A 16,193-nucleotide genomic window follows, 5' to 3' on the forward strand; every position below is an offset into this window, starting at 1 on the left:
ATGAAAGGAGGTGAGCCATATGTTAGCCAAAAAAACTGTGAGGGTGAAAATAGTAGTGTTAGCGTTGATGGCATTATTGTTATTGCCATCTGGCGTTTTGGCAGTGTCCCATAAAGCTATTCAGGAACCCATAATTGCTACAACATCAATGGTTGCCACACAAAGTGATCAATTCAACCGCGGAGACATTTCCCGTAAATGGCTAGCACCAGGACCAATCACGCAATATCCACATGAAGGTGGCACTTGGGAGTATGGATTTTGGGATGTTAAAGTTCGTTCCTACTACACAGTGGATCGCTGTCATGGAAGCACAGTAGAGTTGAATGGTAATCGATCAAGATCAGCTGATACTGCAGCAGGACAAAAATCCATTGCTGAACTTTGGGCGGTGCAGTATCCTACTCACGTTGATCGATATTACTATCGAGTATGCGATTAATTACTAAAGATTCCATACTTTAGAGGCTTGGAATGTCTTTGGCAGTAGGCTTTCCAAGCTTCTCAATTAAGTATTTAGGAGGAGTGGTTATGCTTAAAAGAGCAGTGCAACTGACATCTTTGATTTGTGTAATGATGCTGTCTCTGCTTATTTTTCAATATACCTCACTTGTCCAACAGCGGTTGCCATTAGGCACTACGAATCAATTTGATTTAAATCTTGCTGAAACCACTATTGCAAAAGATCAATTGGTTTCGGATCTTAACCGACTAACAGATCAATATAATGCAATTGTAGTCAAAACTTCAGTTGATCCAGAAAACTACGACAACAAAAAAGATATTCTCTATTTTGGGACTGCTATACCAGCATTTCATGGTTTGCTTATAGAGCACAATGCGATTAAGTGGTTCGAATCTGCTTTAACAGGTGAATTGCTTTCAACTGCAGATATAGGCACCCGTTCTTTATCTGGCACCTATGCTTTTAACGCTGGAAAAGATTTTCAAGAAGCACTGAAACATTGGGCGCAACAGCATCAAATTAGGATTTTATTTGTTCAAGAACCATCGCTACTTACAATCGTTTATGCATATTTATTTCAAAATGGTATAGGAAATGCTTTGCTCGCTTCCTTGCTGTTATTAGTAACGACCATTATTACTTGGATATTTCAACATGCAAAAGCAAGGTCTATTCGATTATTAGGTGGTGTTAAAGCAGGGAAAATTCATGTGGAAGATACAACGACTATATTATCTTTTATCTTTGTCGGATTTTTGTTAGGTTTGTTCATTTCATTATGCTATGTAGGTGTCGTAAAGGACATTCGACAAATTCCATTCGTATTGAATCCTCTACTACTTTGTCTAATGCTATTCTTAATTGTTGTTGGCATCATCACAGCATTGCTTTCGCTAACTGCTAGTCCAAAAGCTGCCCATATAGCCAAAAGACAAATTCCGTTGAAGCGGTTTTTCGTAATGGGAAAGCTAAGTCAGGTTCTTGTTATGATTTTATCGCTAATTGTTATACCGACCATCATCACCTCTTTACTAATAACCAATCAACTGTCGAAAGAATATGCGCTTTGGGACAAAATGCACAATATCGTTCGGCTATCAATGTTTGACTTGGATTCATTAGAACAAGAGTCGACTCTTCCCGAGGTAGAAGCTTTTTTTTCTAAAATGCAAGAAGCTAATAATTTAAGTCTTTCTTTAGTTATCAATAAAGCGATTTTTTTAGAGTCACATCAAATGGGAGGATATGATCATATTATTATAACAGATCGTGCTTGGATTGATTTGCTAGAAATAGGTGTGGAAACAGAAGGCAAGGGCGGGAAACTCATTGCAAAAAATGATAAAGATTTACCAGATGAATTGGCATCGTTTTTAGAAGGGCAAATTCCGTTATGGACGAAACATAATGATGTTTATCCAGCGCAAGGTTTGACTTTTTACGAATATAAGGGAATGAAATTTCTTGCATTACCACCAAATGTTGGTTTAGCAGGTGAAACAGTGCAAGCAGAAAATCCGTTAGTTATACTGATAGATGGTCATCTAACAGACATTGTAAAAACGAAAGGGTTCTTAATATCTTTAGCTTCTAGCGGAAATATCGTTTTTTTTGATGAAGATCATTTACAAGCCGCTTTAGCTAACTCCGTTATGAAATCTTCTATCACGTCGATTAATGGGATAGCAGACGTTGCTTTGGAAACGGCTCAAAGGTTTAAACAACAATACGTTTACTATATTGTAGCGGGACTGCTAATTTTCGTAACAATGCTGTTGACTGCTGTATTGAATGGCAGACTATGGGCTGGCACGAATGGTAAACGTATTTTCACCTTGCACACCTTTGGTTACCCATACACATCGATTATTGGACCGGTTTTAAAGCGACAACTATTTATCATCATTCTAACAACAATTGTCGGTTCTGTAATTGGTTATTTTATACACTATGTGCAACTTAGTGTTTTACTTCCATCTGCATTGATTGTCGGCTGTTTCTATCTGATAGGTAGTACTATTTCCTTTAAAAATTCAGCAAAACAAGCATTTTATCGTACGAGTCATCGGTACAATTAAATGTACTAAAGGAGTAATTGATATGATTATTAAAACACAAAAAATTGGCATTGAAATTAGTGGAAAAACGATTTTTTCTAATATTTCCTTAGAGATCAACCCGAATGAAATGATTGCCATTACCGGTCCATCTGGTAGTGGCAAAACAACACTTTTAAATTGTTTAGGGCTTATCCAATCAGTTAATAGCGGGGACATCCTAATAGAAAATCAAAATGCTAGTAAATGGAAGGAAAAAGAAAAAACAAGTTTTTGGAAAGATAAAGCGGCATTTATTTATCAAGATTATGGGATTATTGAGGATGAAAACATTAGTTATAACGTGACATTAAATAAGCAACAAGCAAAGGCAAAGATTGTGGAGGAAATTCTACATACGGTTGGACTTGGGGGAAGAGGTCAGGAAATGGCGGCTGTGTTATCAGGAGGAGAAAAACAGCGACTAGGCGTAGCGCGTGCAATTTATAAGAAGGCTTCAATTATCTATGCGGATGAACCAACAGCATCACTTGATCAAATGAACAGAGAAGTCATTATTAATCTACTAAGAAAGTGTAGTGAAAACGGTGCTAGTGTGATTATTGCAACGCATGATGAAAGGCTTGTAAGTGTTTGTGATCGAAGTATTAATTTGAATCCATTTATGTAAAAGAAGCGAAACGGTGGAATATTGTTCTGGTGTTCCAGGGCTTCATGACAACCTACATTTAAATGTAATAAAAATAAAAATTCACTATACAAATTTCTACCTTCGTCTATACTTGATTTAACGCAATGCAGAAGGGAGTGGCGAAATGTGTTTATTCGTTTAACTAAGGAGCAACAAGAACAAATCATCGCCGATATACAACGCTTTTTCTATAATCAACGTGAAGAGGATATTTCCGATTTTGAGGCACAAAGGGTATTTGATTTTGTAAAAGAGAATATTGCTCCATATATTTATAATGCGGCCATTTCAGATGCAAAATATGTAGTGGAAAGTCAATTATCAGCGCTGGACGAAGAACTTATCGCTTTGGAACGCCCAATAAAAATAAAATGACAAGTAAAAGAGAAACAATGCAGCAAATTGTTTCTCTTATTAGTATTTCAATTTGGTATACATTGGTTTAAAAACAAAAAAATACAATTAAATAATTGACAAATAGAAGGAATATATGGTAATTTTATCTCGAATTAAAGATAATTGACTCCAAAGTATATAACTCCAAGATAAATTTGTACAAAGTATATATCTTGAATTCAAGATTTAAAGCCTGCTTTATCGTATTTTTATTGAATAAAGTGCTGTTGTCTTGCACACCATGGCTAAGAGAATGCATTTTACAGGCTGTTAATACACTTTCGTTATTATTAAGGAGGAATAGAAATGTTGAAAATTGGGATTATTTTAGGTAGCACACGTGAAGGACGGTTAAGCCCACAAGTGGGGCAGTGGGTAAAAGAAATAGCTGAAAAACGCCGCGATGCAGAATATGAAATGATTGATATTGCTGAATTCAAACTACCCCTTTTAGGAGAGCCAGGTGGCGATGCTTCGGGCGCAGCTGCGTGGTCACAAAGAGTTGCTGCATGTGATGGTTTTGTATTTATTGTGCAAGAGTATAATCACTCTATTTCAGGAGCACTTAAAAACGCTTTAGATTATTTACGTCAAGAATGGAATAATAAAGCAGCAGGTATTGTGTCTTACGGTTCTGTAGGTGGTGCTCGTGCCGCAGAACATTTACGCGGAATTCTTGGTGAATTATTAGTAGCAGATGTTCGTGTACATCCTGCACTATCTTTATTCACAGATTTTGAAAATGGCACAGTATTTAAGCCAAAAGAGGTGCAAGCCGATTCAGTCAACCAAATGCTCGATCAAGTTATTCCATGGGCGAATGCTTTAAAAACCATTCGCTAAGCAGCACTAGCATACACCAGTATGCTAGTGCCAGTCACCCAAACAATTATGAAAATTCAAAGAAACTTCTCCATTGGATAATCAAATGCATTATGATAAAGGTAGCAGAATTCATTAGAAAAAAGTTCTGGCAAATACCTTGATAACATTCTAACAAAAAGTGGGGAAGTTTATGCAAATAGTAACTGTTCAACATTATGATGCATTTAGTACGGAGCCTAATAAGGGGAATCCTGCTGGGGTTGTAGTGGAAGGAAGCCAATACAGTGAGCAAGAAATGCAAGAGATTGCTAAAATGGTAGGCTTTAATGAAACTGCCTTTGCCTTGCCATCTAATCAAGCAGACATACGTATCCGTTATTTTACACCAGGGCACGAGGTGGATTTATGTGGACACGCCACAATGGCAACCATTTATGCTCTACAAACACAAGGGTTTTTAGCAAATAAATCAAGCATTACAATTGAAACGAAGGCGGGGATATTGCCAATCCTGCTGGAAGAAAAAGAGGAAAAGCTATACATAACAATGCAACATGCGGCACCACAATTCGTAGATTTTAACGGTTCTAAGGCAGCGCTTGCACAGTCGATCGGTTTAAACGAAGATGAATTACATGCAGAATTACCCATTGTCTATGGGAGCACAGGCTTATGGACTTTATTAATACCTGTCCAACACTTAGCCTCGTTTGAAAAAATGAGTCCACAAACTGCTACATTTCCGTCTATATTACAAGAAATGCCAACAGCATCGTTGCATCCATTTTGTTTACAAGCATTCGATAAGTCGGCAGATATGCATGCTAGACATTTTTCATCGCCATACTCTGGCACAATACAAGATATCGTAACGGGGACGGCTTCAGGCGTCATGGGAGCATATTACGCAAAGTACATCGATTCTGAAGTGTTATATCCAAAAACACTCGTTGTTGAGCAAGGTCAAGAGCTTGACCGAGATGGTCGCGTCCATGTTCATGTAAACAAAGTAGATGGTGAATTGGACATTTCAATCACAGGAACAGCTGTCTATGTAAAGGAATTAAAAGTCCAAATTTAAGTGCCAGTCACTCAAACAATTCTCATACAATTTCAAACAAAAGAGACTGTTCTTTATTAGAACAGTCTCTTTTGTTATACGTTCTTTACTTTTGTAGTATGTCACACACTCTACCTATTTGGCCATCTGTTAAACGAACTTTAATACCATGTGGATGGTTCGAGGAGTTGGTTAAAATATCTTTCACGATACCTCTCGTTTTAACACCTGTTCGCTGATCTTTTTTAAGAATTATATTGACCTCTAGGCCCGGATAAATATCTTTTCGATTTTGACCGTTCATACTGTACCTCACATTTATATAGCATGACTCAAATTATAGCATATGTGTCGTTAGTTACCTATGGCAAATAGAGATTGAAAAAGTGAGGCTACTAAAGCGACAAATAAAGTATCATCTGATTGAAACAGTTTAAAGACAATTCCTTCGCGACGAATCCCACTATCTACAAAGCTTGCACTCGCAATTTTTTCATCATTGCAATATAAAAATGCGGTTGAAGTAAAGTCTTTCTCAAAACGAAAGACGAGGCCATCCATTGTAAAGGAATAGGAAGATTCCAATAATTGAACCGTTTTTCGCTGAATAGCTATCATGCTTCCATCTGGCATGATTAAGTGATGGCTTACACCTTGTGTTATCAGTGTGGAACGCACTTGAAAAAGAGCTTCTCCTTTCGTAGTGCGCGTTTCATAGCGATGTGGCAACGATTGTTGTGTTGCTACTAGCGCAGCTACATTCAGTACTTTTACAATATTGGAACGTTCGACAGGTTGGAGAATACAAACTGTTTCATGGTGACTATTTAGGATAGGGTACTTTGACGGTCTATCAAATGCTTGGGAATATGTAAGTGTAAATGTTGCCATAAAAAAACCTCCAATTTACTTACTATACGAGTAAGCAAGACTGGAGGTTTCATTATTGAGTGTTGGGAATCATTTTAACTTTGTGCATGCTGTCTGCTCCGAATCGATGTTATTTCTTCCTGTGAAACGGCATTTAACTTTTTGTAATTTCACTACATTTTTTAATATATATATGATTAAATTAAAATAATAATAACAATAATATGTCTTTTTTCTAAAAAAACTTGTATCACGCTTTTTTTATGTAGTAAAATTACAAATAAATTTGGGAGGTGATTTTCAATTGTTAAGCTTTGAAGAAAGAATTAATAGCAAAATGAGCTCGCTAACTATTTCTGAGAGGAAGGTAGTCGAGCAGCTAAAAATGCATGAGCAACCCTTTTTGCTGTCAATGAACGAACTTTCACTATTAAGCAAGGTGAGTGAGCCGAGTGTTGTTCGACTGTATAGAAAGCTTGGATATGCTAGTTACCAAGAGTTAAAAGTAGCACTTGCTCAAGAACAAGTAAATAACGGTATCACATCAATAGGGAATTACAATGAGATTAAGGATGAAGATCTTGCTGATGTCGTTTTCGATAAAATGGCCGATCAGCTTGCCACAGCGATGTCGATGACGAAAGAAAAAATAAACGTTCAACAGATGGAAGAAGCGGTTCAAATTATCTCAAAAGCAGACAGAGTGTTTTTTTTCGGACAAGGTCTTTCTGGTAACATTGCAGAAGACGGTGCTCATAAATTTATGAGAATGGGCGGTACGACAATTGCTGTAAAGGATCCACATTACCAAGCGATTTATGCTAACCATATGTGTAAAGATGATGTTGTCATTGTCATATCGCATTCTGGAGAAACAGTCAATATTATAGAGGTAGTGAAAATGAGTCAAAAAAGTGGAGCATTTGTCATTGTTATTACATCGAATTCAAACACAACGCTTGCTCAAATGGCTGATACGTTGCTTCTTACGCAGGCGCAAGAGACAGAAAAGCGATCGGATGCGATGGTCAGTCGCCTCGTGCAACTTGCTTTAATTGACACCTTATTTACAAGGGTTGTTGCAATCGGAGGGAGTCATGTAAAAGAATCCATTAATCGTTCAAGATTAGCTGTTACTAGAATGAAGAAGTAAATGATAAATAAAATGTAAGCGTTGTCACCTTAACTAACTTTTTACTTAAGGAGGATACACTACAATGTTAACAGGTCATACACTCATTTTTGGATTTGTTCTTGCTTTAATTGTTTTATTTGTCCTTATTATTAGATTCAAATGGGATGCCTTTGTCTCTCTTTTAGTGGTTGCCCTTGGTCTTGGCTTATTGTCAGGCATTCCAGCGAAAGAAATCCCTGGCATTATCGCTACCGGATTTGGCAATACACTAGCTGGTGTTGGTATTCTAATCGGACTTGGAATATTATTTGGTCAATTTTTAGCATCATCAGGGGCCATTAATAAAATTGCTACTGGGATGCTAAGCGTCTTTGAGGTGAAAAAATCTCCTTACGCTATTGCAATGACATCGATTACTGTTTCAATTCCTGTATTCTTTGATGCAGCGTTTATTATTTTACATAAATTAATCCAAAATATTTCTCTTAAAACAAAAATAGCACTTTCTACTTTTGTTGCAATTCTTTCGATTGGATTAATTACTGCCCATAGTTTAATTATCCCGACACCAGGGCCATTAGTGGTTGCTGACCAAACAGGCTCGGATATCGGAGTATTTCTTCTTTATGGATTGCTTGTTTCCATTCCTGGCGTACTCGTAGGTGGCGTCATGTATGGAAAGTTTATCGGGAAGCGCATTGCAAATAATGGACGTCTTGATGATTATGAAATGTCTGAAGGAAATAGCACAATTGCTGACAGAAAAGAAATTTCAACAGTTCTTTCATTTAGCATACTCGCTTTACCAATTATATTGATTTTATCGAACACATTCATGAATTTACTATTCAGAGGCAACCCAGAACATTTCGTTCCGACCTTTTTTTCCGTTATTGGAGATAAAAATGTTGCACTGTTAATTAGTTTAGTTGTCGCGATGTTTGCCTTAAAGCCATACATCAAGGAAGATTCTAAAACTGTGTTTGCCAAAGCGTTTAATCAAAGCGGTTTGGTCATCCTTATTACTGGAGCAGGTGGTGCCTTTGGTAAAGTGGTTCAAGAAACAGGCATTGGTGATTTACTTATTGCTATGATGCAAGGGCTTAATATGCCTGCCTTATTACTTGCATTTTTATTTTCGCAAATTCTTCGTGCATCGCTTGGGTCTGCCACGGTTGCGTTAGTGACAACATCTGCAATCATGGGTCCGATAGCGACGGAACTTGGCGTATCGCCAGTCCTATTGGGTCTTGCAATTTGTGCAGGCGGGGTCGGTTTATCACTTCCTAACGATTCAGGTTTTTGGGTAGTAAGTAAATTTGGACGTTTATCTATAACAGAAACAATAAGAGTTTGGACAATTGGGGGCTTCTTATCAGGTGTAACCGTATTACTATTCGTCTACATTCTCAGCATATTCCAAGGGATTTTACCAGGGTTATAATTTACTTGTTTAATAGCGTTGCTTTAGATACGAAAAAGGTATTTATCACTGATTAATAAACAACTAGATTGGAGCTGAAGTCAAAATGAAGAAAAAAATAGGATTTATTGGACTTGGCATTATGGGGGCACCAATGGTTCGCAACCTTTTAAAAAAAGGTAATGATGTGACTGTATACGATATAAATACAACCACAGTTGATATGCTTGCACAAGATGGTGCTAACAAGGCAACTTCTAGTAAGGAAGTAGCATTAACAAGTGATGTGGTGATTACAATGCTACCGCAAGGGGCAGATGTTTTCCAAGCTATTTTCGGCGAACATGGGGTAATGGAAGGTGCTCGTCGGGATATGATTATTATCGACATGAGCTCAGTCACACCGTCAGAATCAAAAGAAATGTTTGAGCTCTCTGCCAATCGAGGCGTCCATTTCCTTGATGCACCAGTTAGTGGTGGAGAGCCAAAGGCAATTGATGGAACATTGACAATTATGGTTGGTGGAAAGGAAGAGGTATTTGAAAAGGTAAAAGACATTCTTGGGAATATGGGGAGTAACATTGTCCATGTTGGTGATCCAGGTTGTGGCACTACAGCAAAGCTAGCCAATCAAATCATTGTAAATTTAAATATTGCTGCTATTTCCGAAGCACTTGTGCTAGCGACAAAAGCCGGTATTAATGTGGGGAAAATGTACGAGGCAATTCGTGGAGGACTTGCGGGAAGCACCGTAATGGATGCTAAAATTCCAATGATTCTTAATCGAAACTTTCAAGCGGGTGGCCGTGTCGACATTAATCTGAAAGATATAAAAAATGTAATGAATACTGCACATGAGCTAGCTGTTCCACTGCCATTATCGGCGCAACTTTTAGAAATTTTTTATAGTTTAAAGGCAGATGGAAAAGAGAGATTGGATCACGCAAGCATTGTTCAACATTATGAGAAATTAGCGAATGTTGAAGTTTCAAGAGAGGGGTAATAATCGTGGTAAAGAAAAAAACATCGGAAGTGTTATCGAGCCTTCTTGAAGCGAATCATAAGCAAATTCAACTAAAATTAAAGGATGAGCTAAGGAGTTTTCATCATAAAATCGTTGTTCTTGATGATGACCCAACCGGCGTTCAAACCGTTCATGGTGTTTCGGTTTATACGGATTGGACAGAAGAAAGCATTAAGCAAGGATTTCGCGAAAAGAATCAGGTTTTTTTTCTGTTAACAAACTCCCGCAGTTTTTCAGCAGAGGAAACAGCAGTCGTCCATCGGGACATCGCACACCGTGTACATGCTATTTCTTTGCAAGAAGGAAAGCCTTATGTGTTGATTAGTCGAGGGGATTCCACATTGCGAGGCCATTACCCTCTAGAGACGGAAACATTGAAAACTTCAATTGAAGAAATTTCTGATACAACGTTTGATGGGGAAATTATTATTCCTTTTTTTGAAGAAGGCGGTCGTTTAACAATCCATAATATTCATTATGTTCAGTATGGAGATGAACTTGTTCCAGCAGGTGAAACTGAATTTGCAAAAGACCGTACTTTTGGTTTTGTTTCCTCTCATTTGGGCGAATGGATTGAAGAAAAAACAAAAGGTGCTTATACAAAAGAAGATACAATTTATATCACTCTTGAAGACTTACGCTCACAAAATATGAAAGCCATACAAGCGCAATTACTAGCTGCAAAAAATTTTAGGAAAATCGTTGTCAATGCAGCAGCTTATAGTGATGTTGAAGTATTTGTTATTGCCTTGCTTCAAGTCATGAAAGCAGGGAAATCATTTATTTTTAGGAGTGCCGCTTCATTAACAAAAGTTTTAGGCGGTATTTCATATAAGCCACTTTTATCAAGAGATGAGCTGATGACAGATAAGTCGTCCAGCGGGGGACTGATTGTAGTTGGTTCCCATGTGCAAAAAACAACAGACCAATTATACGCACTTCTGGATAGTGGTCTTGTCACAGGGGTAGAGCTTGACGTTCATCTTGTACATGATGATGAGAAGTTTCAACAAGAGATTCAACGTGTTCGCACTACTTGCGAAGAGTTAATCAGTGCAGGTAAATCTGTAGTGTATTACACTCGTCGCGAGAGGCTAGATTTAGGAGAAAACCAAGGTGAAAACGAACTTCAATTAGCCGTTAAAATTTCAAATGCTGTGACAAGTATTGTTTACAACTTACAGGTACAGCCAAAATACATTGTTGCAAAAGGCGGAATTACTTCTTCAAGCGTGGGAACAATTGGACTATCGGTTAAGCGTGCGACAGTAGCTGGCCAAATAAAACCCGGAATTCCCGTATGGAAAATAGGACAAGAAAGCAAATTCCCCGATTCATGTTACATCATTTTCCCTGGCAATGTCGGCACAATCAATACGCTAAAAGAAGTGATTGAAGTGTTGGAAGGAGAAATAAAGTAACCATTTTGAACATATTTAACCTTTTAGAGAAAAGATAAACCGAACTTCTTGCTACTAATGAAGGCGTTACGGTTTTTCTTTTTATGTTAAAATAGTTATTTATTCCATAGAAAAGGGAAGTGGAAAAATTGATGATTTGGTGTACATTCTTTCCTATGTTTCAGCTAACTAGGAAAAGTTTATGCTGAAAACGGCTGTGCAGGCATTTTTTTGTTCGTTAGTCCTACATATACTATTCGTTTTCATTATGTATGGATGGTCATATATTAAAGAGATTTTCGGAAAGGTAAAACTAGGGGAGAGATATGTAGCAGAAAGTCATACCGATGTGATGTTCGTTTTTATAGGTTCCCCGATCGTTTTTATAGTGACGTCGTTTTTGGGAATAGCAATAGTAAGTGCTTTTCTGATTCGCTTGACTACAAAATTTCTTAAGACACGGGGCGTGGAAGAAAACTAGCAAAAGGATTGACTTACTATAAAAAACATCCAATCTACTAACTTTACAAGTAGATTGGATGTTTTATGTTTAAGCGTTGTGAATCATTTCACCTGAAAGAGCGCGTTTTTCTTGGTCCGTATCAAATTCTTTTTCCATCTTCGATACGACAACTGTTGCTACACCGTTACCAATTAGGTTAGTGACAGCACGAGCCTCTGACATAAAGCGGTCTACACCTATTAACAGAGCAATACCTTCTACAGGAATCATCGGGAATGCAGCAAGTGTTGCAGCTAGCGTAATAAAGCCTGAGCCTGTGACACCGGCAGCACCTTTAGAAGTTAACATTAAAATCCCTAGTAAAGTAAGCTGATGCCAAATATCTAAATCTACCCCATAAGCTTGGGCAATAAAAATAGCCGCCATGGATAAATAAATGGAAGTACCGTCCAAGTTAAAAGAATAACCTGTTGGCATAACAAGTCCAACAACTTGTTTTGAACAACCGTAATTTTCTAATTTGCGCATCATAGAAGGTAGCGCAGATTCTGAAGAAGAAGTACCGATTACGATAAAAATTTCATCTTTGATGTATTTAATAAATTTAAAAATATTAAAGCCAAAGTAACGTGTAATTAAACCAATAATGACAACAATAAATAGGAACATTGTAAGGTACACAGAGAGCATTAAGAAACCTAAATTACCAAGCGATTTTAAACCGAAGTTCCCAATTGTGTAACTCATCGCACCAAATGCACCAATTGGAGAAATTTTCATCACCATATTGACAATTTTAAAGAAAATATCTGCAACGTGTTCAAAAAATTTGATAACAGGTTTTGCTGGTTCACCTATAGCAGCAGCAGCTAAACCGAATAATACTGCAGAAAATAAGACAGGCAATAACTCGCCATTTGCTAGTGCACCAACTACATTATCAGGGATAATTTGCATTATAAATGCTCCAAATCCATGCTCAGCAGCAGCAGCTTGCTCTGTATATTGAGCAACATCTGCAGCATTGGCTGCATCAGTATTAAATCCTTTACCAGGTTGAATAATATTTACTACAAGTAAGCCAATCGCAAGTGCGAAAGTAGAGACAATTTCAAAATAAATTAATGCTTTCCCACCAATTTTTCCGACCTTTTTCACATCGCCCATGCTACCAATTCCGATAACGACCGTTAAGAAAATTATAGGTGCAATTAACATCTTAATTAATTTAATAAATATATCAGCTAGTATTTTTAAGCTAGCACCGAACTCTGGGAATGCGGCTCCAACAATAATACCGAGTACGATGGCAATCAGCACTTGTACCGTTAAGTTTTTAAAATTTATACGCATAATACTTCCCCCTTGAAAAATGTATAATTTGTGAACGCTTTCATGTGGTTATCATAGCTGAAATTTTCCGACAATAGTTTTTATGACCGTAAAGTTTCTATTGTTCATTTTGTTCATTTTTCGTTTCGATAGTTTGGAAGTTAGTAATATCAAGGGTTGAAGGCTGTTTTATAGTAGATTATAAATTATTGAATCTATTATAATACAAAAGAAAAAATCCTCACGAAAAGTGAGGATTTAGCCAAAATGACCAAAAAGTTTAGGGAGAAACAATTTTTTGGATTTCAGATAGTATATGATGCTGTTTGACATCGGCTTTATAGAAATCATAGACAGGAGCTAGTTTTTCTTGAAAACGTTGTCGTTCTGCATCATTCATTGTGTAAATTTCAAAATCGTTCTCTTGTTGTAGTTTACGTAAATCATTGCTGTTCATAAAAACTGCTTGCTTAAATTGCCAGTCAGTAGTTTCTTTCATCGCTTCCATTAGTTGTTTTTGAACTTTGGGTGGTAGCTGTTCCCAAAATTTTTCATTCATTAAAACCGAATAACCTAAAATACCATGTTTAGTTAATGTCATATTTTTTTGAACTTTGTAAAAGCCTTTGGAAAAAATATTAGATGCCGTGTTCTCTTGTGCATCGATAGCGTGTGCTTCAAGGTCAGTAAAAATTTCACTAAAGGAAATCGATACTGGCGTTGCACCTGCTAAGCTGAATTGTTTTTCAAGTGTTTTGCTTGGCATGGTACGTATGCGTAACCCTTGTAAATCCTCAAATGAATGAATTGGATGCTCGGCAGTTAAATGTTTAAAGCCATTATGCCAAAAACCGAGGCCGCGAACATTAAAAGGCTTCAGCTCATCTAGTAATTGTTCACCGATGGGTCCTGTCAAAACTTCACGTACTTCATCATCTGTATGAAATAGATAGGGCAGATCAAGTACTTGCCAATCTGGTAGGTAAGAAGTCATTTTAGAAAAAGTAGGGATAATCATTTCAACTTTTCCATCTTGTAACGCTTGGAATTCATTTTCATCGTTATATAGCGAGGCATTTGGATAGACATGTACTTTAACCTTACCATTTGTTTTTTCTTCAACAAGTTCTGCAAATTTAGTTGCAGCTTGTCCTTTCGGCGTATTCTCCGCTACAACATGACTTAAATGGATGGTAATTTGTTTGTCGAGTCCTTTTTGTTCATCATCATACGGCAAGGTTTTCGAAAACAGAAAACCTTGCTGTATACTAAATACAATCGTTAAAACGAAAACAGTGGCAATCGTTCCAAAAATAAAATTTTTCATATAATACACCCAATTGATTCGTATTTTCACATGTTTTTGTTATTCTAACATAGGGAGAAAGCTAATACATAGTAAGAAGGAGGCAATGATATTGAAATTTCAAAAATTATCGATGAAGGGAAAAATCATGTCTCTTACTTTTTTTATACTCATGCTTTCCTTTAGTATTGGTGGTACGTTTTTACTAGGGTTTGTGATGAACGAGCAAAAAGAAAAGTTAGCAGAACAGGCGTTATTGGTAGCAAAAACCGTATCACAGTTACCAGAATTAAAATCGGCCATTGCAAACAGCGATTTTTTAGAAGCAACTAAACATATAAATCCTGTTGTGGAAGAAATTCGAGATATTAACGGAGCACAGTATATTGTGGTTCTCGATATGCAACGACGCAAGTATTCCCATCCGAACTCGGAAGAAATAGGGACCATATCACAGTCAGGTGATTTAAACGCGGCATTTTCGGAGCATTATTATACATCAATCGCGCATGGTGAACATGGCGATATGGTGCGTGCTTTTGTCCCGATTATGAATGATGACGGACGTCAAATTGGCGTAGTGATTGTAGGGTTTAGTGTGTTAACAGTTAGCGAGCTACTATCGTCTATACAAAAAGAGCTAATCATTACATTAGTTATGTCATTGTTATTTAGCGCATGGGGTGCTCAAACTTTAGGGCGACATATGAAAAAGCAAATGTTTGGATTAGAACCACACGAAATTGCTAAAATGTATGTGGAACGAACTGAAACATTTAACGCAATGCATGAGGGAATTATTGCCATTGATAAAGAATTTACAATTACAATCTTTAATGAAAAAGCATGTGATATATTAGGCGTAGCACACCGCCCTTCGGCATTAATAGGCAAAAAAATCTTCGACGTATTACCAGATACACGTCTACCCGAGATATTAGCGCTAGATCGCCCACTATATAATCGTGAACTTTATATCAATAATCATAGTATTATGAGTAATCGGATTCCTATACAGGTAAATGGTGAAACCGTTGGTGCGGTGGCTATGTTCAAGGATCGTACAGAAGTGAAAAAGCTAGCCGAAGAACTTACAGGTGTAAAGGCGTTTGTACAGGCATTACGTGTCCAAACGCATGAACATAAAAATAAATTGCATACGATTGCTGGTCTTTTACAGCTTGGCCATTATGATCAGGCACTTACTTACTTAACGCAAGTAAAAGAAGAACATGATGAAATTACGAAGTTTTTAAATGAGCGCATTAAAAATGAAAATATATCGGGTCTATTGCTCAGTAAAATTGCCCATGCGAAAGAGCATGGGATTACACTTGAAATAGACAGAGCTAGTCGTCTGACAACATTTCCGAAAAATTTAGATCATCACGATTTTGTTATTATTTTTGGGAATCTAATCGAAAATGCCTTTGATGCATTAAGGGATAGTCCGATGGAAGAAAAGGTTGTGCATATTTCGGTGGATGAAGATGAAGATGTACTGGCAATATTAGTAACGGATAACGGTGTCGGCATGTCAGAGGCAGTAAAGGCACATATTTTTGATAATGGCTATTCGACGAAAGAAAAAAAGGGTCGAGGAATTGGACTATATTTAATAAAAGAAATTGTCCAAAAAGGACAGGGTGAAATTGAAGTAATAAGTGAGCCGAACAAAGGGACGAGCTTTTTATTAACATTTTATCATTCTTAATATACAGCGATTTTTTCGCTAATGAGTTGTA

15 protein-coding genes are annotated in these 16,193 nt (G+C 37.1%); 11 read left to right on the forward strand and 4 right to left on the reverse strand.

Annotated features, from left to right (window positions below):
* Window positions 1–19 precede the first annotated feature (19 nt).
* The 6 genes from LS41612_RS08165 (at window position 20) to LS41612_RS08190 (ending at window position 5,516) form a co-directional block, all read left to right on the forward strand.
* Window positions 20–442 (forward strand): lactococcin 972 family bacteriocin, encoded by a 423-nt coding sequence (locus tag LS41612_RS08165; protein WP_024363012.1) that lies wholly within the window; start codon window positions 20–22, stop codon window positions 440–442.
* An 89-nt stretch (window positions 443–531) separates the two neighbouring features.
* On the forward strand, window positions 532–2,544 hold the full coding sequence (locus LS41612_RS08170; protein ID WP_024363011.1) for a bacteriocin-associated integral membrane family protein: 2,013 nt from the start codon (window positions 532–534) through the stop codon (window positions 2,542–2,544).
* A 22-nt stretch (window positions 2,545–2,566) separates the two neighbouring features.
* Complete coding sequence (locus tag LS41612_RS08175) at window positions 2,567–3,193, forward strand: ABC transporter ATP-binding protein (protein WP_024363010.1); 627 nt, start codon at window positions 2,567–2,569, stop codon at window positions 3,191–3,193.
* A gap of 147 nt (window positions 3,194–3,340) precedes the next feature.
* Window positions 3,341–3,589 (forward strand): DUF2164 domain-containing protein, encoded by a 249-nt coding sequence (locus LS41612_RS08180; RefSeq protein ID WP_024363009.1) that lies wholly within the window; start codon window positions 3,341–3,343, stop codon window positions 3,587–3,589.
* Window positions 3,590–3,916: 327 nt separating this feature from the next.
* Window positions 3,917–4,453 carry an NADPH-dependent FMN reductase gene (locus tag LS41612_RS08185; protein ID WP_024363008.1) on the forward strand — a complete coding sequence of 179 codons (537 nt, stop codon included), beginning with the start codon at window positions 3,917–3,919 and terminating at the stop codon, window positions 4,451–4,453.
* Between the two features lie 172 nt (window positions 4,454–4,625).
* Window positions 4,626–5,516 (forward strand): PhzF family protein, encoded by an 891-nt coding sequence (locus LS41612_RS08190; protein WP_024363007.1) that lies wholly within the window; start codon window positions 4,626–4,628, stop codon window positions 5,514–5,516.
* 85 nt (window positions 5,517–5,601) lie between these two features.
* On the opposite strand, the gene LS41612_RS08195 is transcribed toward LS41612_RS08190, so the two are convergent.
* Both LS41612_RS08195 and LS41612_RS08200 read right to left on the reverse strand, forming a co-directional pair.
* Window positions 5,602–5,799, reverse strand: a complete 198-nt coding sequence (locus LS41612_RS08195) for a YwbE family protein (protein WP_024363006.1) — start codon at window positions 5,797–5,799, stop codon at window positions 5,602–5,604.
* 50 nt (window positions 5,800–5,849) lie between these two features.
* A complete protein-coding gene (locus tag LS41612_RS08200; protein ID WP_024363005.1) occupies window positions 5,850–6,386 on the reverse strand; it encodes a tubby C-terminal domain-like protein in 537 nt (178 codons plus the stop codon).
* A gap of 283 nt (window positions 6,387–6,669) precedes the next feature.
* Here LS41612_RS08200 and LS41612_RS08205 point away from each other — a divergent pair, with 283 nt between their 5' ends.
* The 4 genes from LS41612_RS08205 (at window position 6,670) to LS41612_RS08220 (ending at window position 11,368) form a co-directional block, all read left to right on the forward strand.
* Window positions 6,670–7,518, forward strand: a complete 849-nt coding sequence (locus LS41612_RS08205; RefSeq protein WP_024363004.1) for a MurR/RpiR family transcriptional regulator — start codon at window positions 6,670–6,672, stop codon at window positions 7,516–7,518.
* A 64-nt stretch (window positions 7,519–7,582) separates the two neighbouring features.
* On the forward strand, window positions 7,583–8,944 hold the full coding sequence (locus LS41612_RS08210; protein ID WP_024363003.1) for a GntP family permease: 1,362 nt from the start codon (window positions 7,583–7,585) through the stop codon (window positions 8,942–8,944).
* Between the two features lie 85 nt (window positions 8,945–9,029).
* Entirely contained in the window at window positions 9,030–9,926 is an 897-nt protein-coding gene (gene garR / locus LS41612_RS08215; protein WP_024363002.1) for a 2-hydroxy-3-oxopropionate reductase, read from the forward strand.
* A gap of 5 nt (window positions 9,927–9,931) precedes the next feature.
* Window positions 9,932–11,368 carry a four-carbon acid sugar kinase family protein gene (locus tag LS41612_RS08220; protein WP_024363001.1) on the forward strand — a complete coding sequence of 479 codons (1,437 nt, stop codon included), beginning with the start codon at window positions 9,932–9,934 and terminating at the stop codon, window positions 11,366–11,368.
* A gap of 529 nt (window positions 11,369–11,897) precedes the next feature.
* Here LS41612_RS08220 and LS41612_RS08230 read toward each other — a convergent pair.
* Both LS41612_RS08230 and LS41612_RS08235 read right to left on the reverse strand, forming a co-directional pair.
* Window positions 11,898–13,163, reverse strand: coding sequence for a dicarboxylate/amino acid:cation symporter (locus LS41612_RS08230; protein ID WP_024362999.1), 1,266 nt, complete (start codon window positions 13,161–13,163; stop codon window positions 11,898–11,900).
* Between the two features lie 259 nt (window positions 13,164–13,422).
* Window positions 13,423–14,469: a TRAP transporter substrate-binding protein gene (locus LS41612_RS08235; RefSeq protein ID WP_024362998.1), complete on the reverse strand. Its 1,047-nt coding sequence runs from the start codon at window positions 14,467–14,469 to the stop codon at window positions 13,423–13,425.
* 85 nt (window positions 14,470–14,554) lie between these two features.
* Here LS41612_RS08235 and LS41612_RS08240 point away from each other — a divergent pair, with 85 nt between their 5' ends.
* Window positions 14,555–16,162, forward strand: a complete 1,608-nt coding sequence (locus LS41612_RS08240) for an ATP-binding protein (RefSeq protein ID WP_029747260.1) — start codon at window positions 14,555–14,557, stop codon at window positions 16,160–16,162.
* Window positions 16,163–16,193 lie beyond the last annotated feature (31 nt).

This window comes from Lysinibacillus sphaericus (assembly GCF_002982115.1).
Taxonomy (GTDB): Bacteria; Bacillota; Bacilli; order Bacillales_A; family Planococcaceae; genus Lysinibacillus; species Lysinibacillus sphaericus.